The 21,194-nt window shown below is 72.5% G+C and carries 18 protein-coding genes; 11 read left to right on the plus strand and 7 right to left on the minus strand.

Annotated elements, in window-relative coordinates:
* Positions 1-22: 22 nt before the first annotated feature.
* The 3 genes from CV755_RS13155 to CV755_RS13165 all read right to left on the minus strand — a co-directional run bounded on the left by CV755_RS13155 (position 23) and on the right by CV755_RS13165 (position 3,923).
* The gene (locus CV755_RS13155) at positions 23-802 is read right to left on the minus strand and encodes a dienelactone hydrolase family protein (RefSeq protein WP_241561180.1); all 780 of its coding nucleotides are present in this window, start codon (positions 800-802) and stop codon (positions 23-25) included.
* A 54-nt stretch (positions 803-856) separates the two neighbouring features.
* Positions 857-1,864: a serine/threonine dehydratase gene (locus CV755_RS13160; RefSeq protein ID WP_109280397.1), complete on the minus strand. Its 1,008-nt coding sequence runs from the start codon at positions 1,862-1,864 to the stop codon at positions 857-859.
* Positions 1,865-2,234: 370 nt separating this feature from the next.
* Entirely contained in the window at positions 2,235-3,923 is a 1,689-nt protein-coding gene (locus CV755_RS13165) for a translation initiation factor 2 (RefSeq protein WP_153068663.1), read from the minus strand.
* Between the two features lie 122 nt (positions 3,924-4,045).
* Here CV755_RS13165 and CV755_RS13170 point away from each other — a divergent pair, with 122 nt between their 5' ends.
* From CV755_RS13170 to ggt, 3 genes are all read left to right on the plus strand, one after another.
* On the plus strand, positions 4,046-4,435 hold the full coding sequence (locus CV755_RS13170) for a hypothetical protein (RefSeq protein ID WP_109280399.1): 390 nt from the start codon (positions 4,046-4,048) through the stop codon (positions 4,433-4,435).
* Positions 4,436-4,531: 96 nt separating this feature from the next.
* A complete protein-coding gene (locus CV755_RS13175) occupies positions 4,532-5,416 on the plus strand; it encodes an SGNH/GDSL hydrolase family protein (protein ID WP_193553402.1) in 885 nt (294 codons plus the stop codon).
* A 277-nt stretch (positions 5,417-5,693) separates the two neighbouring features.
* Complete coding sequence (ggt, locus tag CV755_RS13180; RefSeq protein WP_109280400.1) at positions 5,694-7,520, plus strand: gamma-glutamyltransferase; 1,827 nt, start codon at positions 5,694-5,696, stop codon at positions 7,518-7,520.
* A 15-nt stretch (positions 7,521-7,535) separates the two neighbouring features.
* Here the strand turns inward: ggt and CV755_RS13185 are convergent, their stop codons facing one another.
* Positions 7,536-8,090 (minus strand): isochorismatase family protein, encoded by a 555-nt coding sequence (locus tag CV755_RS13185; RefSeq protein ID WP_109280427.1) that lies wholly within the window; start codon positions 8,088-8,090, stop codon positions 7,536-7,538.
* Between the two features lie 205 nt (positions 8,091-8,295).
* On the opposite strand from CV755_RS13185, the gene CV755_RS13190 reads away from it, so the two are divergent.
* The 4 genes from CV755_RS13190 to CV755_RS13205 all read left to right on the plus strand — a co-directional run bounded on the left by CV755_RS13190 (position 8,296) and on the right by CV755_RS13205 (position 12,872).
* Positions 8,296-9,138 carry a nitrilase-related carbon-nitrogen hydrolase gene (locus tag CV755_RS13190; protein WP_109280401.1) on the plus strand — a complete coding sequence of 281 codons (843 nt, stop codon included), beginning with the start codon at positions 8,296-8,298 and terminating at the stop codon, positions 9,136-9,138.
* Entirely contained in the window at positions 9,135-10,415 is a 1,281-nt protein-coding gene (locus CV755_RS13195) for an aspartate aminotransferase family protein (protein ID WP_109280402.1), read from the plus strand. The genes CV755_RS13190 and CV755_RS13195 overlap by 4 nt, the downstream gene beginning before the upstream one ends.
* Positions 10,412-11,803: a dihydropyrimidinase gene (hydA, locus tag CV755_RS13200; protein WP_109280403.1), complete on the plus strand. Its 1,392-nt coding sequence runs from the start codon at positions 10,412-10,414 to the stop codon at positions 11,801-11,803. The genes CV755_RS13195 and hydA overlap by 4 nt, the downstream gene beginning before the upstream one ends.
* Positions 11,804-11,876: 73 nt before the next feature.
* Positions 11,877-12,872, plus strand: a complete 996-nt coding sequence (locus CV755_RS13205) for a TIGR03842 family LLM class F420-dependent oxidoreductase (RefSeq protein WP_109280404.1) — start codon at positions 11,877-11,879, stop codon at positions 12,870-12,872.
* 20 nt (positions 12,873-12,892) lie between these two features.
* Here CV755_RS13205 and CV755_RS13210 read toward each other — a convergent pair whose 3' ends face one another.
* Complete coding sequence (locus tag CV755_RS13210) at positions 12,893-13,948, minus strand: lipoate-protein ligase LplAB (RefSeq protein WP_109280405.1); 1,056 nt, start codon at positions 13,946-13,948, stop codon at positions 12,893-12,895.
* A 686-nt stretch (positions 13,949-14,634) separates the two neighbouring features.
* On the opposite strand from CV755_RS13210, the gene CV755_RS13215 reads away from it, so the two are divergent.
* The 3 genes from CV755_RS13215 (at position 14,635) to CV755_RS13225 (ending at position 18,754) form a co-directional block, all read left to right on the plus strand.
* The gene (locus CV755_RS13215; RefSeq protein WP_109280406.1) at positions 14,635-16,413 is read left to right on the plus strand and encodes a gamma-glutamyltransferase family protein; all 1,779 of its coding nucleotides are present in this window, start codon (positions 14,635-14,637) and stop codon (positions 16,411-16,413) included.
* A 78-nt stretch (positions 16,414-16,491) separates the two neighbouring features.
* Complete coding sequence (locus CV755_RS13220) at positions 16,492-17,319, plus strand: inositol monophosphatase family protein (protein WP_109280407.1); 828 nt, start codon at positions 16,492-16,494, stop codon at positions 17,317-17,319.
* 22 nt (positions 17,320-17,341) lie between these two features.
* Positions 17,342-18,754, plus strand: coding sequence for a phytoene desaturase family protein (locus CV755_RS13225; RefSeq protein WP_241561181.1), 1,413 nt, complete (start codon positions 17,342-17,344; stop codon positions 18,752-18,754).
* Positions 18,755-18,880: 126 nt separating this feature from the next.
* Here the strand turns inward: CV755_RS13225 and CV755_RS13230 are convergent, their stop codons facing one another.
* Together CV755_RS13230 and CV755_RS34940 are read right to left on the minus strand one after the other, a co-directional pair.
* Positions 18,881-19,456, minus strand: a complete 576-nt coding sequence (locus CV755_RS13230; RefSeq protein ID WP_109280409.1) for a Clp protease N-terminal domain-containing protein — start codon at positions 19,454-19,456, stop codon at positions 18,881-18,883.
* Positions 19,457-19,459: 3 nt separating this feature from the next.
* Positions 19,460-19,684: a hypothetical protein gene (locus CV755_RS34940; protein ID WP_109280410.1), complete on the minus strand. Its 225-nt coding sequence runs from the start codon at positions 19,682-19,684 to the stop codon at positions 19,460-19,462.
* A gap of 106 nt (positions 19,685-19,790) precedes the next feature.
* Here CV755_RS34940 and CV755_RS13240 point away from each other — a divergent pair.
* Positions 19,791-21,194: AlkA N-terminal domain-containing protein (locus tag CV755_RS13240; RefSeq protein WP_109280411.1), on the plus strand; the 1,404-nt coding region annotated here is incomplete at its 3' end.

Here is a 21,194-nt window from a genome sequence, read left to right on the forward strand (position 1 = left end):
CGCCCCTGGTGAGGCGCGTGCGTTACATGGGGAGGGTTCGGCGGAGCAGTCGTACCAGGGCGTGCAGGTGGCGGGCGTCCGCTGCCGCGTCGTACGGCGAGGCGTCCTTGGCGGTGTAGCCGTGGTGCGCGCCCCGGTAGACCTCGCTGTGGAAGGGGACCCCGGCCTCGGTCAGCGTCCGGTCCAGGGTGGCGATCTGCTGGGGCGTCATCGAGCGGTCCTGGTCCGCATGGCCGAAGTAGAGCTCCGCGCGGATGCGGCCGGCCAGCAGATGAGGGCTGTCCGGTGAGTCCGTGACCAGGTTCCCGCCGTGGAAGCAGCCGCCCGCCACGACCTGTCCGGGCCGTGCCGCGGCGGTGCGCATCGTCAGGACCGCGCCCATGCAGTAGCCGATGACACCGAACGGCCCCTCGGCGACCAGGGGAGAGGCGGCGAGCCAGTCAAGGTAGGCGCCCGCGTCCCGGGTCACCACCTCGGGGGTGAGCGAACGCACCAGCGGCATCAGCGACTTGAAGAGCACCGGGCGCTCCTCGTCGCCGATGAAGCCGGGGAGCTCGACCACGGGCGCACGCCCTCGGCGGTGGAAGACATTGGGCACCAGGACCGCATAACCGAAGGCGGCGAGCCGGTCCGCCATCTCCCGGGTCCGGGGACGCAGCCCGAAGGCATCGGTGTACATCAGCACACCCGGGTACGCGCCCCCGTCGGCGGGATGCGCCAGATAGCAGTCCGCGGCGCCGTCCGGCGTCGGCAGGTCGAACGACGACCCTGCTACGGGCAGTTCGGATGCGGGCGTGGTCACAGCGGTGTCTCCCGGTCGCCACCAGAGTAAGAGGCGGGGCACTGAGGGTGTCGGTTATGTCGCGGAACGATTGTGGCCCCCAGTGGGCCGGGGCACCAGATCGGACGGGTCGGTGTTGGCCCCGCACAGCACCACGCAGACCTTCTCCCCGCTGCCGGCGACGGGCCGGCCGGTCGCGGTGAGTGCGGCCAGCGCGGTGGCGGCGCCGTGTTCGACGGCCACCTTGCGATGGTCCCACAGCGCCTGCCGGGCCCGGGCGATCTCGTCGTCCGTCACCAGCACCGAGTGGACCCCGTCCTGCTGAGCGGCATGCAGGGCCATGGCGGAGGCGCGGCGGGCGCCGAGCGAGTCGGCGGCGATCGAGTCCACCGTGACATCCACCGGGCGGCCGGCCTCGATCGCGGCGTTCAGTGCCCTGGAGTTCTCCGGCTCGACCGCCACCGTGCGGATGCCATGGTGCCGGGCGGCGGTGGCGACCCCGGCGAACAGACCGCCGCCGCCGACCGCGACCACCACGGCGTCCAGGCCGGGGATCCGCTGGTGGATCTCCTCCAACAGGGTGCCCGCACCGGCCGCGATCAGCGGGTGGTCATAGGCGTGTGAGGCAAGCGCGCCGGTGGCGGCGGCGAACTCCTCGCACGCCGCGAGTGCCTCGGCGTACTGCGCGCCCACCAGGCGGACCTCGGCGTCGTAGCCGCGGAGCTTGGCCACCTTCACCGCCGGAGCGGTCTCGGGGAGAAACACCGTGGCGCGCACGCCCTGCTGCTGGGCGGCCCACGCGCAGGCCAGTCCGGCGTTGCCGCCGGAGGCGATGGTCACCCCGGCGTCGGGGAGGGCGCCCGCCTCGCGGTGGGCCTGGATGAAGTTCTGCGCACCGCGGGCCTTGAACGAGCCGGTGTGCTGCATGAATTCCATGGCCAGCCACACCTCGCGGTCCCCGGCGGCCGGATCGTCGGGGTCGGGGTGGGCGCCCGGGTCGGCCCGGGCGAGGACGACGGGGCGGATGCGTCCGGAGACGCGGTCGGTGGCGGCCTTGATGTCGGCGTAGGTGAGCTGGTGCACTTCGCTGCTCCTGCTTTCGGGGCGGTAGCCGTATGCCTGACGGTAGTTGGGGCCGATGGCGTACTGGAACCAGCCGGGCTGCTCGGGGTCCTGATCGCGGTGGACGCGCGTCAAAGGACTGCCCCGCGCCGGTGGCAGTGGGCTGCAAGCGGCCGCGTGGCGTCCAGTACGCCCACGCCGGCGGGCGACGGGCCGCGGGGGCGCCCACCGGCGGCGCGGCACAGGGATGCCCTCGAAGGTGCGGTAGCCGTGGTGCGCGCTGCCGCGCACCGTTCCATCTGCGGTGCGTACCGCCGCCGTTGTGCCGGAGACCGCCTCGCGGTGGCGGCCGCACCGGGTGACATCCCGCACCGGACCAGCAGGGCGGCGGTCAGCGGAGCAGCCGTCCCGCTTCCCGCGCCGAAGCGGGACGTACCCGGACCCGGTGGCCATGGCCGCCGATGCCGCAGGTGAGGTCACCCGGCAGGCGGTCGGCGGCCGCGTAGACCGCGGACAGTGCTGCCGCCGGGTCAGGGAACACCAGCCGTCCGTCCGGCTCACGGCGGGGCTCGGTCCGTACCGAGAACAGCCCGGCCCCGCGCGGGCGGGCCACGCACTCCCCGGAGGGGAGGATGACCGCGGCCATCCGGCAGGCGGGGCGCTCGGCCAGGATGCGGCGGGTCCAGCCGTCCACCGTCCAGCCGGTGCCCTGCTCCGCGGCCGGTGCCGCGCCTGCCCGTAGATAGAGCAACCCGGCGCTGTGCGTGGCGCGTTCACCGGCCGACCCGTATTCGGCGGCCAAGTGCTGGGCGGGCGGGGCCAGATGGGCGGCGAAGCGCTCCACGCGCACCTCGTCGCCCTGCCGGTGGGTGCGTACCGCGAAGGCGGAGGGGCGTTGGGGCGGGGGGCCCGGCCTGGGCAGCGGCGCGGCGGTCACCGGTCCGGGCGGCGGGGTCAGACCCAGCTGGGCGTAGACCTCCCGGCGCAACAGCTCAAGCGCGCGCCCTTGTTCCGCGAACGCCTCCTGGACCAGGGAGCGTGCGCTCCCCGGGCGGTGGGCGTGGAGCGCCGCGTCGATGCTCTCCCGCCCGGCCAGACGGGGGCTGTGGGTGAGCAGCCGGTCCATGGGGCTGCCCGGTATCAGCTCCGGGCCGCCGTCCGCCGCCGTGAGCACCGGGCGGTCCAGGGCCGCCGCATAGAGCGCGGTGGAGCCATGGTCGGTGATCACCGCGTCCGCCGCCACCAGAAGCGCCGCCCACTCCTCATGGGGCCGCGCCAGCACCATCCCGGCGCCCAGTGCCGGGGCCAGCTCCTGGGCGAGGTCGAAGCCGCCGGTCGCGCTGTATTCATTGGGGTGTACGACCAGCGCCAACTGGTAGCCGTCATAGGGCAGTTCGGCGGCCAGCCGGGCGGGCAGCCCCGGCCGGGCGGCCAGCAGGGACTCGGGGCCCCAGGTCGAGGTGAGGACGATCAGCCGGCGTCCGCCGGTGCCCAGTGCCGCCCGGTAGTCCTCGCGCAGCGCTGCCGACTCCAGCAGCCGGTCCAGGGTGGGATCGCCCACCACGGTGGCGCGGGCGGCGGCCGGCGGGCAGTGTTCGGCCAGCCGGTCCAGCTGGCTGGGGTGAGCCAGGGCGTGCACCCTGGCCAGGGGCTGCCCGTCCACCAGGAGGTGGACCGGGTCGAGGCCGGAGGCCAGACCGTCCGAACCCTCCTTGGGTACGGTCTTGTTGAAGCCCGCGCCATGGGGGAGCAGCAGCAGCGGCCCGGCCAGGCGGTGGAGTTCGCCCTTGGGGCTGGCCGCCAGGATCAGCCGGAAGGAGCGCCGGCAGGCTTCCGCCCAGGGCAGGGTGCGGGCCCCCGCCCGCTCGATCGCCGCCAGGGCGCCGATGTCGAAGTCCGAGCCGGGGACGAGGGTGAACAGCCGCCGGATGCGCCGGTCACCGGCGAAGACCGGGAGGGTGTCCAGCAGCCGGTGGAGGGCGGCCGCCGAGCGTACGGCGAAGAGCACCGACCGGTCGTCCGCTGCCTGCTGCCCGCTGCCCGCTGCCCGCTGCCCGCTGCCCGCTGAGCCAGTGTCCATCGTAGGGCAGGCGGCCTCGTCCCGAGGGGTGTTTCCGCAGATCGGAGCGGATATCCAGGGGTCGGACGGCGGCATGACGGAGATCGTACCCGCGCCCCGGAAGGGCCCGGCAGAATGCGCCCATGAATGAGGTGGGGATCGCATTGATCGCGGCCGGTTCGGCCCTGGCGGGCAGTTTTATCACCGGCTGGTTCAGCCGGAGCGCCGCCCGGCTGACGCTGGACGCCCAGCAGGCCGCCCGGGTGCTGGAGCTGCGGCGGCAGAGCTATGCGCGCTTTCTGGAGGCGGCGGAGGTCCGGCTGCTGGCCCGCCGCACCGGCGAGGGCCAGGGCATGGACCGCTTTGAGCTCCAGCGGGCGCTGGGCGCGGTGGTTCTGGAGGGCCCGCCGCAAGTGGTGGGCGCCGCCCGGCGGATGGCCGATTCGCTGCGGCGCGAGGGCTCGCCCGACGAGCTGGAGGAGGCCCGGGAGGCGTTTGTGAGGGCGGCTCAGCAAGCCCTGGAAATGGCGTAACGGACGACACAGCGGTGGCTGATGAGATTGACAGGGGGCCGCCGCACCGCGAACCTGACTGGCCGGTAATAATTCCTGAACCCCTCGGAGGCATGGGTGACAGAGGTACGCCACAATGGCGGGCGGTACGGCAAGGCGCTGGCGGCGGTCGGCGCGGCCACGGCCCTGGCGGCCGGTGCCGCCGCACCCACGATGGCCATGACGGCCACCGGCGGCGAGCGCTATGTCGCCCTCGGCGACTCCTACACCTCCGGGCCGGGCATCCCCCAGCAGACCGGTGGGGACTGTGCCCGCTCCAGCGTCAACTACCCTTCGCTGACCGCCAAGAAGCTGCGGCAGAAGTCCTTCCGGGATGTCAGCTGCAGCGGTGCCACCACCGCCGACATGTGGCAGGCGCAGGGCGCCAACGCCCCGCAGCTCAACGCGCTCGGCAAGGGCACCCGGCTGGTGACCGTGGGCATCGGCGGCAATGACGTCGGCTTCGGCGAGATCATCCGCACCTGTGCGCAGCTGTCCGTCAGCGACCCCGCCGGCGACCCGTGCCGCAAGCAGTACACCGAGAGCGGCACCGACGAGCTGACCGGGCGGATCAATGACACCGCCCCCAAGATCGCCAAGGTGCTGGCCGCCATCCACCAGCGCGCCCCCAAGGCCAAGGTGGTACTGGTCGGTTACCCGTCGATCATGCCCGACAACGGGGTGGGCTGCTTCCCCAATGTGCCGATCGCCGCCGGTGATGTGTCCTATCTGCGGGACACCGAGAAGAAGCTCAACGCGATGCTCCAGGAGCAGGCGGGCAAGGCGCACATCCGCTTCGCCGACACCTACCGGGCCACGGTCGGCCATGATGTCTGCCGGCCGGCGGCCGGCCGCTGGATCGAGGGCGCCCAGCCGAGCCGTCCGGCCGCTCCCTTCCACCCCAACGCGGATGGTGAGCAGGCGATGAGCCGCCCGGTGATCTCCCAGGCCCGCGCCCGCTGAACCACGCGGGCCGGTTGGGCAACGCCGGGTGCCCCACCAGGGGTGCGGGGCACTGTGCATCATGCGGCTCCGCCGTGTGGGCGCGACCAGCCACCGATGGCCCGCACATGAAAGGTGACCGCCAGGTGTGGGGCTGCTTCACCAAGCGCATCGCAACAGCACCGCACCCGGCGCCGCGCAGCCCGGCGCACGCGGGACGCGCCCAACACCCCATATCTGTCGGCGAACGGCGCCGGCCGAGTAGGCTCCGGGGCCCGTTCGCCGACAGGAGGCTGTGATGGTCCGAACCAGATCACCCCGACGCCGACAACTGCCCGTCCTGGCCGCAACGGCGGCCCTGGTGGCCGGAGTCGGGGTAGCACCCGGTGCCCTGGCCCAGGCCGCAACGGCCGCGCCGCCGCCCGCCAAATCACCGCTGGCCATAGGAAACGGCGGCGCGGTGGCCAGCGTTGACGCCGACGCCTCGGCGGCCGGCCTGGAAGTGCTGCGCAAGGGCGGCAACGCGGTGGACGCGGCCGTGGCCACCGCCGCCGCGCTGGGCGTCACCGAGCCCTATTCGGGCGGGATCGGCGGTGGCGGCTACTTCGTCTACTACAACGCCAAGTCCCATAAGGTGCTCACCATCGACGGGCGGGAACGCGCCCCGCTGACCGCAGGCCGGGACCTCTTCCTGGACCACGGCAAGCCGCTGGCCTTCGATGACGCGGTCACCAGTGGACTGAGCGTGGGCGTCCCCGGTACGCCCGCCACCTGGGACACCGCGCTGCGGTCCTGGGGCAGCAGGCCGCTGGCCGACGTGCTGAAGCCCGCCGAGCGGCTGGCCCGCAAGGGCTTCACGGTGGACGAGACCTTCCGCAAGCAGACCGCCGACAACGCCAAGCGCTTCAAGGACTTCCCGGCCACCGCCCGGCTCTTCCTGCCCGGCGGCAAACCGCCGGCCGTCGGCTCCACCCTCAAGAACCCCGATCTGGCCCGCACTTACCAGCTGCTGGGCCGCAAGGGCATCGGGGCCGTCTACGGCGGCGAGATCGGGCGCGATCTGGTCAGGACCGTACGCAAGCCCCCGGTGGACCCCAGGTCGGGCCGCAACGCCCGGCCCGGCGGGCTGACCGAGCGCGATCTGCGCGCCTATACGGTCCAGCGGCCCGCACCCACCCACACCACCTACCGGGGCCGGGATGTGTACGGCATGGCGCCGTCCTCCTCCGGCGGCACCGCCATCGCCGAGGCCCTCAATATCCTGCAGAAGCGCGGGAACCTCGGCAAGGTGGACCAAGTCACCTATCTCCAGCGCTATTTGGAGGCCAGCCGGATCGCCTTCGCCGACCGCAACCGCTGGATCGGCGACCCGGCCCAGGAGAAGGTGCCCACCACGGCGCTGACCTCCCAGCGGTTCGCCGCCTCCCGGGCCTGCCTGGTGGACGACCACCAGGCGCTGACCAGTCCGCTGGCGCCCGGTGACCCGTACCACCCGGCCCCCTGCGCCAGGCAGGGCCGGCCCGCGCCCACGCCCTATGAGGGGCAGCAGACCACGCATATGACCGTGGCCGACAAGTGGGGCAATGTGGTGGCCTACACCTTCACCATCGAGCAGACCGGCGGCAGCGGGATCACCGTTCCCGGCCGGGGCTTCCTGCTCAACAATGAGCTGACCGACTTCTCCTTCGTACCGGTCACCCCGGGGGTGCACGACCCCAACCTGCCGGGTCCGGGCAAGCGGCCCCGCTCGTCCATCTCGCCCACCATTGTGCTCCGGCACGGGAAGTTCGACTTCGCCATCGGCTCGCCGGGCGGCGCCACCATCATCACCACCGTGCTGCAGACCTTCCTCAACCATGTGGACCGGGGCATGCCGCTGGTGGACGCGATCGCCGCGCCGCGCGCCAGCCAGCGCAACGCCGCCGCCACCGAGCTGGAGCCCGCGCTGTGGAACAGCAGGCTGCGCGGCCAACTCCAGGACAGAGGCCAGGTGTTCAAGCAGAATCCGGAGATCGGGGCCGCCACCGGCGTCCAGCGGCTGCCGGACGGCCGGTGGCTGGCCGCCGCCGAGAAGGTACGGCGTGGCGGCGGCTCGGCCATGGTGGTCAGTCCGGCAAGGCGTTGATCGCGTCCAAGGTGGTCAGTCCAGCAAGGCGATGATCGCGTCCGTGGTGTCGGTCTCGGCCAGCCGGGGCAGGATCCGGGTCACACTGACCCGGTGTGTCTCGGGGTCGAGATCGGTCACCGCGTCGGTGGCGACCGTCACGTGATAGCCGTGCTCATGGGCGGCGCGGGCGGTGGACTCCACTCCAATGCTGGTCGCGATGCCCGCGAGCACAATCTGCGTCACCCCCCGGCGGCGCAGCTGGAGGTCCAGGTCGGTGGCGTGGAAGGCGCCCCAGGTGTGCTTGGTGACCACGATGTCACCGTCCTGGCGCCCCAGTTCGGGCCGCAGTTCGGCGAAGTCGGCCGGCGGTTCGCCCTGGCGCGGCGGCATCTCGGTGCGGCCCGGGGCGCCGGGGCCGGTCACCCGCACCAGCACCACGGGCAGGCCGTGGGCACGGAAGGCGGCGGCCAACCGGGCGCCGCGCGCCACGATCTCCTCGGCGGGGTGGACGGTGGGCAGGGCGGTGATGCCCTTCTGCAGGTCGATCAGGACCAGGGCGGTCCGGGGATCAAGAGTGGTAGCAGGCATGGCGCCACCGTAGAAGGTAAACAGGAAAGCTTGCAAGTTTTCCTGTTTGTTTTCTGAAGGGCGCGGCGGTCTTGCCCCGGCGGATCACCCGGATCTACGGTCGGCATCCCACGTGGTCTACGCGTGTCAGCCCGGCTGAACACCGGGCTGGAGCCGGACCGCGTCCCGGCTGAACCCCGGCTGAGTCCCGGCGAAGGAGCAGCTAGTGAACCAAGTCCTCCGCGCCGCCCTGGTCCAGGCCACCTGGACCGGCGACACCGAGTCGATGATCGCCAAGCATGAGGAGCACGCCCGGGCGGCCGCCGCCCAGGGCGCCAAGGTGATCGGCTTCCAGGAAGTCTTCAACGCCCCCTACTTCTGCCAGGTGCAGGACGACGAGCACTACCGCTGGGCCGAACCCGTCCCGGACGGCCCCACGGTGACCCGGATGCGGCAACTGGCCCGGGGGACCGGCATGGTGATCGTTGTGCCGGTGTTCGAGGCCGAGTCCTCCGGCTTCTACTACAACACCGCCGCCGTCATCGACGCCGACGGCAGCTATCTGGGCAAGTACCGCAAGCATCACATCCCCCAAGTCAAGGGATTCTGGGAGAAGTTCTACTTCCGGCCCGGCAATCTGGGCTGGCCGGTGTTCGACACCGCCGTGGGCCGGGTCGGCGTCTATATCTGCTACGACCGCCACTTCCCCGAGGGCTGGCGGCAACTGGGCCTGGGCGGCGCCCAGCTGGTCTACAACCCCTCCGCCACCTCCCGCGGCCTGTCCGGCTACCTCTGGAAGCTGGAACAGCCCGCCGCCGCCGTGGCCAATGAGTACTTCATCGCCGCCATCAACCGGGTGGGACGGGAGGAGTACGGCGACAACGACTTCTATGGCACCTCCTACTTTGTCGATCCGCGCGGCCAGTTGGTGGGCGAGCCCGCCAGCGACACCAAGGAGGAACTCCTGGTGCGCGACCTGGACTTCGGCCTGATCGAGCAGGTGCGCCGGCAGTGGGCCTTCTACCGCGACCGCAGGCCGGACGCCTATCAGGGACTGGTGCAGCCATGACCGCCCCGCTGCACCAGCGCCACCGGGCCGTGCTGCCCCAGTGGCTCGCCCTGTACTACCGTGAGCCGCTGGAGCTCACCCATGGCGAGGGACGCCATGTCTTCGACGCCCAGGGGCGGCGCTATCTGGACTTCTTCGGCGGCATCCTCACCACCATGACCGCCCACGCCCTGCCCGAGGTCACCAAGGCCATCGCCGACCAGGCCGGGCGGATCCTGCACACCTCCACCCTCTACCTCGACCGCCATATGGTCGAACTGGCCGAGCGGATCGCCGCCCTCTCCGGCATCCCCGACGCCCGGGTCTTCTTCACCACCTCCGGCACCGAGGCCAATGACGCCGCCCTGCTGCTGGCCACCACCCACCGGCGCTCCAACCAGATCCTGGCGATGCGCAACAGCTACCACGGCCGTTCCTTCTCCACCGTCGGCATCACCGGCAACTCGGCCTGGTCGCCCACCAGTCTGTCCCCGCTGCAGACCCTCTACCTCCATGGCGCGGTGCGCTCCAGCGGCCCGTACGCCCACCTGGACGACCGGCGCTTTATCGAGGCCTGTGTGGCCGACCTGGAGGACATGCTGGGCCAGGCACACGGCAATGTCGCCGCGCTGATCGCCGAACCGGTGCAGGGCGTGGGCGGGTTCACCGCCCCGCCGGACGGGCTGTACGCCGCCTTCCGCCAAGTCCTCGACCGGCACGGCATCCTATGGATCAGCGACGAGGTGCAGACCGGCTGGGGCCGTACCGGCGACCACTTCTGGGGCTGGCAGGCGCACGCCGGCAATGGGCCGCCCGACCTGCTGACCTTCGCCAAGGGCATCGGCAACGGCATGGCCATCGGCGGGGTGGTGGCCCGTGCCGAGGTCATGAACTGCCTGGAGGCCAACTCCATCTCCACCTTCGGCGGCAGCCCCGTCACCATGGCGGCCGGGCTGGCCAACCTCGGCCATCTGCTGGAGAACGACCTCCAGGGCAATGCCCGCCGGGTCGGTGGCCTGCTGCTGGAACGGCTGCGCGCGGCCGCCGCCGGGCTGGCGGTGGTACGCGAGGTACGCGGCCGGGGCCTGATGATCGGCGTGGAACTGGCCGGCGCCGAGGCGGCCGGCGAAGCCCTGGAAGTGGCCCGGGAACAGGGCCTGTTGATCGGCAAGGGCGGCCGGGCGGGCAATGTACTGCGCATCGCCCCGCCGATGTCGCTCACGGTGGCGGAGGCCGAGGAGGGCGCCGCCCTGCTGGAACGCACACTGCGGCAGGTGGACGGAGGGGAGCGGGCATGAGCAGGACCCTGATCCGCGGCGGGCTGGTGATCACCTCCGCCGAGGAGCTGCGCGCGGAGGTGCTCACCGAGGACGGCAGGGTGGCGGCGCTGGCCGCCCCGGACAGCACCATCGCCCAGGGCTGGACGGCCGACCGGGTCATCGACGCCACCGGGAAATATGTCATTCCGGGCGGAGTTGATGTCCATACCCACTTCGACCTGCCCTTCGGCGGCACCGCCTCCTCCGACGACTTCACCACCGGCACCCGGGCCGCCGCCTGGGGCGGCACCACCACCGTGGTGGACTTCGCGGTGCAGTCCCGCGGCCGCGCCCTGCGCGAGGGCCTGGACGCCTGGCATGCCAAGGCCGAGGGCAACTGCTCGGTGGACTACGGCTTCCATATGATCCTCTCCGACGTCAACGAGGGCACCCTCAAGGAGATGGACCAGCTGGTGGCCGAGGGCTGCACCAGCTTCAAGCTCTTTATGGCCTACCCCGGGGTCTTCTACAGCGACGACGGCCAGATCCTCCGCGCCATGCAACGCGCCGCCGGCAACGGCGGGTTGATCATGATGCATGCGGAGAACGGCCCGGCCATCGATGTCCTGGTGGAACAGGCGCTGGCCGCCGGCCACACCGAGCCCCGCTATCACGGCGAGGTCCGCAAGGCACTGCTGGAGGCCGAGGCCACCCACCGGGCCATCCAGCTGGCCAGGGTGGCCGGCGCCCCGCTGTATGTGGTGCATGTCTCGGCCCAGGAGGCGGTCGCCGAACTCGCCCGCGCCCGGCGCCTGGGACTGCCGGTCTTCGGCGAGACCTGCCCGCAGTACCTCTTCCTGTCCACCGACAACCTCGCCGAACCGGACTTCGAGGGAGCCAAGTACGTCTGCTCCACACCGCTGCGGCCCCGCGAACACCAGGCGGCGCTCTGGCGCGGGCTGCGAACCGGTGACCTCCAGGTGGTCTCCACCGACCACTGCCCCTTCTGCTTCTCCGGGCAGAAGGAACTGGGCCGGGGCGACTTCTCCAAGATCCCCAATGGGCTGCCGGGCGTGGAGAACCGGATGGACCTGCTCCACCAGGCGGTGGTGGACGGCCATATCAGCCGCCGCCGCTGGATCGAGATCGCCTGCGCCGCCCCGGCCCGGATGTTCGGCCTGCCCGGCAAGGGCACCATCGCCCCCGGCGCGGACGCCGATATCGTCATCTACGACCCGCACACCGAACAGACCCTCTCCGCCGCCACCCACCATATGAACGTGGACTACTCGGCGTACGAGGGCAAACGGGTCACCGGCCGGGTGGAGACCGTCCTCTCCCGGGGCGAAGTCATCCTCGACCGGGGGAAGTTCACCGGCCGCCCCGGCCACGGCCGCTACCTCCCCCGCACCCCCGTCTCGCGGTAAAGCGCACCAACGACCGCACCAACGCGCACCAAACCGCACCAACTCGCACCAACTCGCAAAAGGAGCCCCTGCCTTGGACTTCGGCCTCGTACTGCAGACCGACCCGCCCGCCTCGGCCGTGGTGGAGCTGATGCGCCGCGCCGAGCGGTGCGGCTTCCGATACGGCTGGACCTTTGACTCGGCCGTGCTGTGGCAGGAGCCATTCGTCATTCACAGCCGGATCCTGGAACACACCGAGCGGCTGATCGTCGGCCCCATGGTCACCAACCCCTCCACCCGCACCCCGGAGGTCACCGCCTCCACCTTCGCCACCCTCAACGACATGTACGGCAACCGCACCGTCTGCGGCATCGGACGGGGCGACTCGGCGATGCGGGTGGCCGGGCGCAGGCCCAACACCCTGGCGGTGCTGCGGGACGCCATCCGTGTCATCCGCGACCTCGCCGAGGGCCGGGAGGCCGAGGTCGGCGGCACGGCGCTGCGGCTGCCCTGGGTACGCGACGGGCGGCTGCCGGTGTGGATGGCCGCGTACGGTCCCAAGGCGCTGGCCCTGGCCGGGCAGGAGGCGGACGGCCTCATCCTCCAGCTCGCGGACCCGTATCTGACCGAGTGGATGGTCAAGGCGGTACGCACTGCGGCGGCGGAGGCGGGGCGCGACCCCTCCTCGGTCACCATCTGCGTGGCCGCCCCCGCCTATGTCGGGGACGACCTGGCGCACGCCCGTGAGCAGTGCCGGTGGTTCGGCGGGATGGTCGGCAACCATGTCGCGGACCTGGTGGCCCGGTACGGGGAGGGGGGCGCGGTACCGGCCGAACTCACCGCCTATGTGAAGGGCCGGCAAGGGTATGACTACTCCCACCACGGACGGGCCGGGAACCCGTCCACCGACTTCGTTCCCGATGACATCGTGGACCGGTTCTGTGTACTGGGCCCGGTGTCCGCGCATATCGAACGGCTCTCGGCCCTACGGGAGCTGGGCGTGGACCAGTTCGCGGTGTACGCGATGCACGATGCGCGGGAATCGACGATCGACGCCTATGGCAAGGCGGTGATTCCCGCGCTGGGATAGGGAATTGCGCCCCCGCACGCTTACGGCACCCGGGCCGTCCACTCCTCCGAAGAGAACTTCGTCGCCGCCAACTCCTGGGCGCGTGCCATCTCTTCGGGCGTGACGGCCCCGTCCGCCAGCCCATACCGCCCCCGGAACGAGGCGATCATCCGCTCAATGACCGCCGCCCGCGACAGCCCCGTCTGGCGCCGCAAGGGATCCACCCGCTTCTTCGCACTCCTGGTGCCCTTGTCGGAGAGCTTCTCCTGCCCGATCCGCAGCACCTCCAGCATCTTGTCCGCGTCGATGTCGTAGGCCATCGTCACGTGATGCAGCACCGCCCCCTCCCCGGAAACCACCCGCTTCTGCGCCGCGCCCGCGATCTTCCCCGCCTCGGTGGCGATGTCGTTCAGCGGCTGGTACCAGGCCTTGACCCCCATCTCGCCCAGCGCGCCCAGCACCCAGTCGTCCAGGTAGGCATAGCTGTCGGCGAAGGACAGCCCCTGCACCAGTGCGTTGGGCACACACAGCGAGTAGGTGATGGTGTTGCCCGGCTCGATGAACATGGCCCCGCCACCGCTGATCCGGCGCACCACCGTGATCCCGTGCCGGGCCGCTCCCTCCGGATCGACCTCGTTGCGCAGCGACTGGAAGCTGCCGATGACCACCGCCGGGGAGCCCCACTCCCACACCCGCAGCGTCGGCGGCCGCCGCCCGGCCGCCACCTCGGTGGTGAGCACCTCGTCCAGCGCCATATGCAGCTCCGGCGGCTGGGGCCCGTCATGGATCAGCTGCCAGTCGTAGTGGTGCCAGTCGGTGGCATTGGCCAGGGCCCGGCGCACCGCGATGCCCACCGCCTCGGCGGAGAAGCCGAACATCACCGTGCCCTGGGGCAGCGCCGCCTCGATCCGGGCCGCCAGCTGGGGGGCGCTCAGCGAGGCGTCCGCGCCCTCCAAGGCGCGGTTGATTTCCGGCAGCGCCTCGTCCGGCTCCAGGAAGAAGTCCCCGGCCACCCGCACCTCGCGCAGCACGCCGGCCCTGACCTCCAGGTCCACCACGACCAGCTTGCCGCCCGGGACCTTGTACTCGCCGTGCACCGTGCACCCTCCCAAAACATGCCACTGAGCCGGTCCCAGCGGCGGATACAGTCACCGTACGCGCCGGCCCCACGGGGCACCCATGGTCAGTGCCACCCGGGGACCATTGGGTTATAGGGCGGCGGAGGCGGTGGAGCCGGCTCTGGTGGGTGCCATGGGAAAGGGTCTCTGGTCACGGGGCTGTCGTCGCCGCCGGAATGCAGATGGCCGGTGGCCGCCAGCGTCATCAGAAGAATCGCCATTCCGATCCAGAACATGACCCAGCCCCAACCGAGTAGGTAGCCCCAGTTGTGGCGACGGAAACGGCGTTTCTTCCTCATGAGGTGCCTATCCGTTGCGAGGGCTGTTCGCCGTCCGGCGAGGGCGCCCATTCGGCGCGGGTGGCGACAGCCGCGAGCCCGCCGCCGGCCGGGACAGCGAGGAGCCTGCCCCTCGTAGTCCTCCCCAACTGGGGACGCTACGACGCCTCACGTATACGTCAGTAGCCCATTCTCGGCCACGGCCGAAATGTGTGGCTGTGCATCAACGGACGGGCCGGCCAGGCGAGTTGGCTACTCGTCGCCGCCGGCTCTGCCCTGGTTGGGCCGGTCACGGACCTGACGCGTGCCCCGCCCCCAAAGGTACGCTCGACCGACTCCCTGGTCCGGCGCGCGAGGTGCCGGCTCGTACAGCAGGTGAGAGGCCGTATGTTCACCACTCGTCCCACCCTCCAAGGCACCTTCGGCATGGTGTCCGCCACCCACTGGCTCGCCTCCGCCTCGGCGATGTCCGTTCTGGAACGCGGCGGCAACGCCTATGACGCGGCCGTGGCGGCGGCCTTTGTGCTGCATGTCGTCGAACCGCATCTCAATGGTCCGGCCGGCGAGGTGCCCGCCCTGATCGCCCCGGCCGGCGGGCCGGTGCGGGTGCTGTGCGGGCAGGGTCCGGCGCCGGCCGGAGCGAGCATCGCGCACTACACCTCGCTGGGCCTGACCCGGGTGCCCGGCACCGGGCCGCTGGCGGCCGCCGTGCCGGGGGCCTTCGACGCCTGGATGCTGCTGCTGTGCGACTACGGCACCCGGCCGCTGGCCGAGGTGCTCCAGCCCGCCATCGGCTATGCCGAGCATGGTCACCCGCCGGTGGAGGCGCTCGGCTGGGCGGTGGGCGCGGTCCGGGAACTGTTCGAGACCGAGTGGCACAGCTCGGCCGCCGTCTATCTGCCCGGCGGCCGGCCGCCCACGCCGGGCACCCTGTTCCGCAACCCGGCCCTGGCGGCCACCTGGCGGCGGCTGATCGCCGAGGCGGAAGCGGCGGGCGGGAACCGCGAGGCGCGGATCGACGCGGCCCGCCGGATCTGGCGCGAGGGCTTTGTCGCCGAGGCGCTGCTGCGCACCGCCGCCCGTCCCGTCCTGGACAGCTCCGGGGAACGGCACCGCTCCACCCTCACCGGGGATGACCTCGCCCGGTTCCGCGCCCACTACGAGGACCCGGTCACCCACCGCTGGCGCGACTGGACGGTGTGCAAGGCCGGCCCCTGGTCCCAGGGGCCGGTGCTGCTCCAACAGCTGGCGTTGTTACCGGAGTTGGCGCCGTACCGGAGCCCGGAGTATCTGCACACCCTGATCGAGGCGAGCAAGCTGGCCATGGCCGACCGGGAGGCCTGGTACGGCGACGCCGCCGAGGTGCCGATGGCCGATCTGCTCTCCGAGGAGTACAACGCCCGGCGCCGCGAACTGATCGGCGCCACCGCGAGTCGGGAACTGCGCCCCGGCAGCCCCGGGGGACGTACCCCGCGGCTGCCCGCCGTTCCGGCCGACGCCGCCGGGAGCGCACCGTCCGTGCTGGGCCAGGGCGAGCCCACCATCGCCTTCAATGGGCTCACCCGGGGCGACACCTGTCATCTGGCCGTGGTGGACCGCTGGGGCAACATGATCTCCGCTACGCCCAGCGGCGGCTGGCTGCAATCCAGTCCGGTCGTCCCGGAGCTGGGTTTCCCGCTGGGCACCCGGCTGCAGATGACCTGGCTGGAGCCCGGTCTGCCGTCCTCGCTCACCCCCGGCCGCCGTCCGCGCACCACCCTCAGCCCCACCCTGGCGCTGCGCGACGGCGAGCCGGTGCTGGCCTTCGGCACCCCCGGCGGCGATCAGCAGGACCAGTGGCAGCTGCACTTCTTCCTGGCGCTGGCGCTGCGCCCGCCGGTGCGCGGCGGGCTGGACCTGCAGGGCGCCATCGACGCCCCCAACTGGCATCAGTCCTCCTTTCCCAGCTCCTTCCACCCGCGGCTGGCCGACCCCGGCGCGGTGACCGCGGAGTCACGGCTGGGCGAGACGCTGATCGAGGAGCTGCGCCGCCGGGGGCACCGGGTGACGGTGGCCGGGCCGTGGACCGAGGGCAGGCTTTGTGCGGTGGCCCGCGATCCGGCCACCGGCGTGCTGTCGGCCGCCGCCAACCCGCGTGTGATGCAGGGTTATGCGGCCGGGCGCTGAGCGTCCCGTTCGCCCGGCGGCAACCGCGGATCCACCACCCCTTCACCGGTTGTCGTACCCCCGTGGTTCGATGGACGCATGCTCGAAGACTTTCTCTCCGGTGACCTGACCGATGTCGAGGAGGCGGTCCGCAAGGCGGCCGCCGCCGAGATCATGCCCCGCTTCCGGCAGCTCGCCGCGCACGAGATCGTCGAGAAGAACGGCCCGCACGACCTGGTGACGGTCGCCGACCGGCTCGCCGAGGAGCACCTCACGGCCGCCCTGACCACCCTGCTGCCCGGCTCGGTGGTGGTCGGCGAGGAGGCGGTGCACGCCGACCCGGCGGTGCTGGAGGCGGTGCGCGGCGGCGACCCGGTGTGGATCGTCGATCCGGTGGACGGCACCCGGCAGTTCGTCCATGGCGACCCCGGCTTCGCCACCCTGGTCTGTCTGGCGCACCGCGGCGAGCTGCTGGCCTCCTGGACCTATGCCCCCGCCCTGGAGCTGATGGCGGTGGCCCGCCGTGGCGGGGGAGCCCGGCTCAACGGGGCGCCGCTGCGCGCCGGTTCGCCGGAGCCGGGCCGGGAGCTCCAACTGGCCGTCTCCCACCATGACTTCACCACCGACGCCCAGAAGCGCGCGCTGTCCCCGCTGTTCGGCGACGGCCTGGCGGCGCGCCCCTGCGGCTCGGCCGGCCTGGAGTATCTGCACATAGCCCAGGGCACCCTGGACGGGCTGGCCTTTTCCTGGGAGAACCCTTGGGATCATGCCGCCGGGCTGCTGCTGGTGGCCGAGGCGGGCGGGGCCGCCGCCACCGTCGCCGGACGGCCGTTCCGGATCGAGGGCGGCAACACCCTGCCCTTCGCCGCCGCCCGGGACGAGGCCACCCTGCGGCATATCCTGAGCCTGCTGGCGTCCGCCGGCTGAGCGGTGCGAGGGGAGTCCATCGGTGCCCAGCATGCTTGACGCGGTCGTGGTGGGAGCGGGCCCCAACGGTCTGACCGCCGCCGTCGAACTGGCCCGGCGCGGGCTGGCGGTGGAGGTGTACGAGGCGGCCGGGGCCATCGGCGGCGGGGCGCGCACCGAAGAGCTGACCCTCCCCGGCTTCCGGCACGACCCCTGCTCCGCGGTGCACCCGCTGGGGGTGGGCTCGCCCGCCTTCGAGGCGATGCCGCTGGCCGAGCACGGGCTTCAGTGGCTGCACCCCGGGCTGCCGCTGGCGCACCCCTTCCCCGATGGCTCGGCCGCGGTGCTCTCCCGGCTGGTCGGGGACACCGCCGCCGCCCTGGGGCCGCGCGACGCGGGCGCGTACCGGCGGCTGCTGGCTCCCTTTCACGGCAAGTGGCCGGTGCTGGCCCGGGATTTCCTGCGCACCCAGTGGGACGGGCTGCCGAAGGATCCGCTGCTCTACGCCCGCTTCGGCCTCTGGGCCGGGCAGCCGGCCTCGCTGCTGGTGCGCCGTTTCCGGGACGCCAAGGCAAGAGCCCTGTTCGCCGGGCTCGCCGCGCATGGCATCGCCCCGCTGACGGGACTGGGCACCGGGGGAATGGCCATGGTCTTCGCGCTGGCCGCCCATGAGCGGGGGTGGCCGGTGCCGCGGGGCGGCTCGCAGTCCATCGCCGACGCCCTGGCCTCCTATCTGCGCTCCCAGGGCGGGACGGTGCACACCGGCTTCGAGGTCAAGCGGCTGGACGATCTGCCGCCGGCCCGGGCCTATGTCTTCGACACCTCGCCCACCGCGCTGGCCCGCATCGCCGGCCTGGGCAACGCCTACCGCGGCTACCGCTACGGCCCCTCGGTCTTCAAGGTGGACTATGCACTGTCCGCCCCGGTGCCCTGGACCTCGGAGGCGGCCCGCCGGGCGGGCACGGTCCATGTGGGGCCCACCTACCGGGAGATCGGCGACGCGCTGTCCGCCGCGGTGCATGGCCGGGATCCTTCCGTACCGTTTCTGATCACCGCCCAGCCCTCTCTGATCGACCCGGGCCGGGCGCCGGCGGGCAAGCACACCTTCTGGGTGTACGGGCATGTGCCCAACGGCTGGACCGGCGATGCCACCGAGCTGATCGAGCGGCAGATCGAGCGCTTCGCGCCCGGCTTCCGGGACCTGGTGCTGGCCCGTGCGGTGCAGGGGCCGCCCCAGCTGGCCGCGCGCAACGCCAACTATGTGGGCGGGGACATCGCCACCGGTTCGGTGGCGGGGCTGCGGCTGCTGATCCGGCCCAAGCTTGCCCGGGTGCCCTATGCGACCGCGCATCCGGCGGTCTTCCTGTGCTCGTCCGCCACCCCGCCGGGGCCTGGGGTGCATGGGATGTCCGGTCACCATGCGGCCCGGGCGGTGTGGCGGCGGCTGCGGGGGTGAGGGGCGGCCGTCGGTGCGGTCCGGGTGCGGGCTGTTGGCGGCTGGACGCGCCCCTGCGGCGGAGCCGCATCAGGGGCGCGGGGAACTGCGCGACCAGCCACGGGCGGCCCGCACCTCAAAATCGGCCTACGCCGCCCGGCGCAAATCGACCAGCAGCTCGGTGCGCACCGCCGCCTCGTCCGTGCCCAGCCTCCGTAGGGCCGACGTCACGGCCGGGTCCCCGGTGCCAAGCAGCCCCAGCACCAGGTGCGGCACCGCGATAAAGCCGTGGCCCAGGCCCTGGGCCTCGCGAAGGGACAGTTCCAGCGCCCGCTTGGCGGCCGGGGCGAAGGGGATGTGCCCCTTGGGCGCCCCCTCGGCAGCCCTTCGGCGCCGCCCGCGCCGGGCCGCCGGATCCGGGTCCGGCCAGTCCAGCGCCCCCGCGCCGAAGGCGTGCTCGGCCCGGTCCCGTACCGCGTCCAGGTCGATGCCCAGGGAACGCAGGGCCGCCGCGTCCTCCTCGCCCAGCGGCCCCGCCGCCCGTAGCACCTGCCGCAGCGCCTCGGCCATCACGCCCAGCCGGGCCAGCGGCGGGCAGCCGTCCCGGAACACCGTGCCCAGCAGCAGGTGTTCCGCGCCGACCCGCGAGGCCCGCAGCTCGCGGGCCTCCTCCTGTGCCCACACCACCGCCGTGCGGGCTTCCTTGGTGAACCGCTCGAACATCCCCTACCTCCTGGCGTGCTTCTTGTGGACTGCCTGCCTGCTGACGCCCAGCGCTGCCCCGATGTCCTCCCAGGACCAGCCCTGGCGCCGTGCGTTGCCGACCTGGAGCGCTTCCAGGCGCTCCACCAGCCGCCGCAGGGCGGCTACCGCGCGCAGCCCCACCCGGGGATCCGCGCTCATGGCGGCCTCGGTGGTGCCGACCGCTTCCTTCGTATCCGTTCCGGCCATGCTGTCAACCTAGGATGACAAAGGCGGGGACGTCAACCCTCGTTGACAAACGTGGGGGTCGGATTTCCGCCAGCCGGGCGCGCCACCAGGAGTGATCCTTGGTGGCATGCACGCCGACTTCGACCGCTGTGTGAGAGCCGTACAGTCCAAGGACGCCCGCTTCGACGGCTGGTTCTTCACCGCCGTGCGCACCACCGGCATCTACTGCCGCCCCAGCTGCCCGGTGGTTCCGCCCAAGCCGCGCAATATGACCTTCTATCCCAGCGCAGCCGCCGCCCAGCAGGCCGGATTCCGGGCCTGTAAGCGCTGTCGCCCGGACGCCAGCCCCGGCTCCCCGCAGTGGAACGAGCGCGCCGACCTGGTGGCCCGCGCCATGCGGCTGATCGCCGATGGCGCGGTGGACCGGGAAGGGGTGCCCGGACTGGCCGCCCGGCTCGGCTACAGCACCCGGCAGATAGAACGCCAGCTGCTGGCCGAACTGGGCGCGGGCCCGCTCGCCCTGGCCCGGGCCCAGCGGGCGCAGACCGCCCGCCTGCTGATCGAGACCAGCGCCCTGCCCATGGCGGACATCGCCTTCGCCGCCGGCTTCTCCTCCATCCGCGCCTTCAACGAGACCGTCCGCGAGGTCTTCGCGCTCTCACCGACCGAACTGCGCGCCCGCTCCGGCAACGGCCGGCTGCCCGCCGCACCCGGCTCGCTGAGCCTGCGCCTGCCCTACCGCAGGCCGCTGTGCCCGGACAATCTCTTCGGCCTGCTGGCCGCCACCGCCGTACCCGGCGTGGAGGAGTGGCGCGACGGTGCGTACCACCGCACCCTGCGCCTGCCCTATGGGCATGGCACCGTCAGCCTGGCCCCCGGCCCCGGGCATATCGACTGCCGGCTCTCGCTGAGCGACCAGCGCGATCTGTCCGGCGCCATCAGCCGCTGCCGCCGCCTGCTGGACCTGGACGCCGACCCCGAGGCGGTGGACGCCCAGCTGTGCACCGACGCCCACCTGGCACCACTGGTACGGCGGGCGCCCGGCCGCCGGGTGCCGCGCACCGTGGACGGCGGGGAGTTCGCCATCCGCGCCGTGCTCGGCCAGCAGGTCTCCACCGCCGCCGCCCGCACCCTGGCCGCCCGGCTGGTCACCGCGCACGGCGAGCCCCTGACGGCCCCCGAAGGCGGCCTTACCCATCTGTTCCCCACCGCCGAGGCCCTGGCGGACCTGGACCCCGCCGCCCTGGCCATGCCCGCCGCCCGGCGGAAGACGGTACGCGGTCTGGTGACCGCCCTGGCCTCCGGCGAGCTGCGGCTGGGCATCGACAGCGACTGGTCCGCCGCCCGCGCCGAGCTTGTCCAACTGCCCGGCATCGGCCCCTGGACCGCCGAGCTGATCGCCATGCGCGCCCTGGGCGATCCCGATGCTTTCCTCCCCACCGACCTGGGCGTACGCCGGGCCGCCGCCCGGCTCGGCCTGCCCGGCACGCCCGCCGCCCTGACCCGGCAGGCGGCGGCCTGGCGGCCCTGG

It is taken from the genome of Streptomyces orinoci (assembly GCF_003121295.1).
GTDB lineage: Bacteria > Actinomycetota > Actinomycetes > Streptomycetales > Streptomycetaceae > Streptomyces > Streptomyces orinoci.

What these genes read in the sequence shown, in the direction of transcription:
- CV755_RS13185 (WP_109280427.1), bottom strand. Translation starts at nt 8,090, where the DNA reads ATGCCTGCTACCACTCTTGATCCCCGGACCGCCCTGGTCCTGATCGAC.
- CV755_RS13165 (WP_153068663.1), bottom strand. Translation starts at nt 3,923, where the DNA reads ATGGACACTGGCTCAGCGGGCAGCGGGCAGCGGGCAGCGGGCAGCGGG.
- CV755_RS13215 (WP_109280406.1), top strand. Translation starts at nt 14,635, where the DNA reads ATGTTCACCACTCGTCCCACCCTCCAAGGCACCTTCGGCATGGTGTCC.
- CV755_RS13170 (WP_109280399.1), top strand. Translation starts at nt 4,046, where the DNA reads ATGAATGAGGTGGGGATCGCATTGATCGCGGCCGGTTCGGCCCTGGCG.
- CV755_RS13230 (WP_109280409.1), bottom strand. Translation starts at nt 19,456, where the DNA reads ATGTTCGAGCGGTTCACCAAGGAAGCCCGCACGGCGGTGGTGTGGGCA.
- CV755_RS34940 (WP_109280410.1), bottom strand. Translation starts at nt 19,684, where the DNA reads ATGGCCGGAACGGATACGAAGGAAGCGGTCGGCACCACCGAGGCCGCC.
- CV755_RS13195 (WP_109280402.1), top strand. Translation starts at nt 9,135, where the DNA reads ATGACCGCCCCGCTGCACCAGCGCCACCGGGCCGTGCTGCCCCAGTGG.
- CV755_RS13220 (WP_109280407.1), top strand. Translation starts at nt 16,492, where the DNA reads ATGCTCGAAGACTTTCTCTCCGGTGACCTGACCGATGTCGAGGAGGCG.
- ggt (WP_109280400.1), top strand. Translation starts at nt 5,694, where the DNA reads ATGGTCCGAACCAGATCACCCCGACGCCGACAACTGCCCGTCCTGGCC.
- hydA (WP_109280403.1), top strand. Translation starts at nt 10,412, where the DNA reads ATGAGCAGGACCCTGATCCGCGGCGGGCTGGTGATCACCTCCGCCGAG.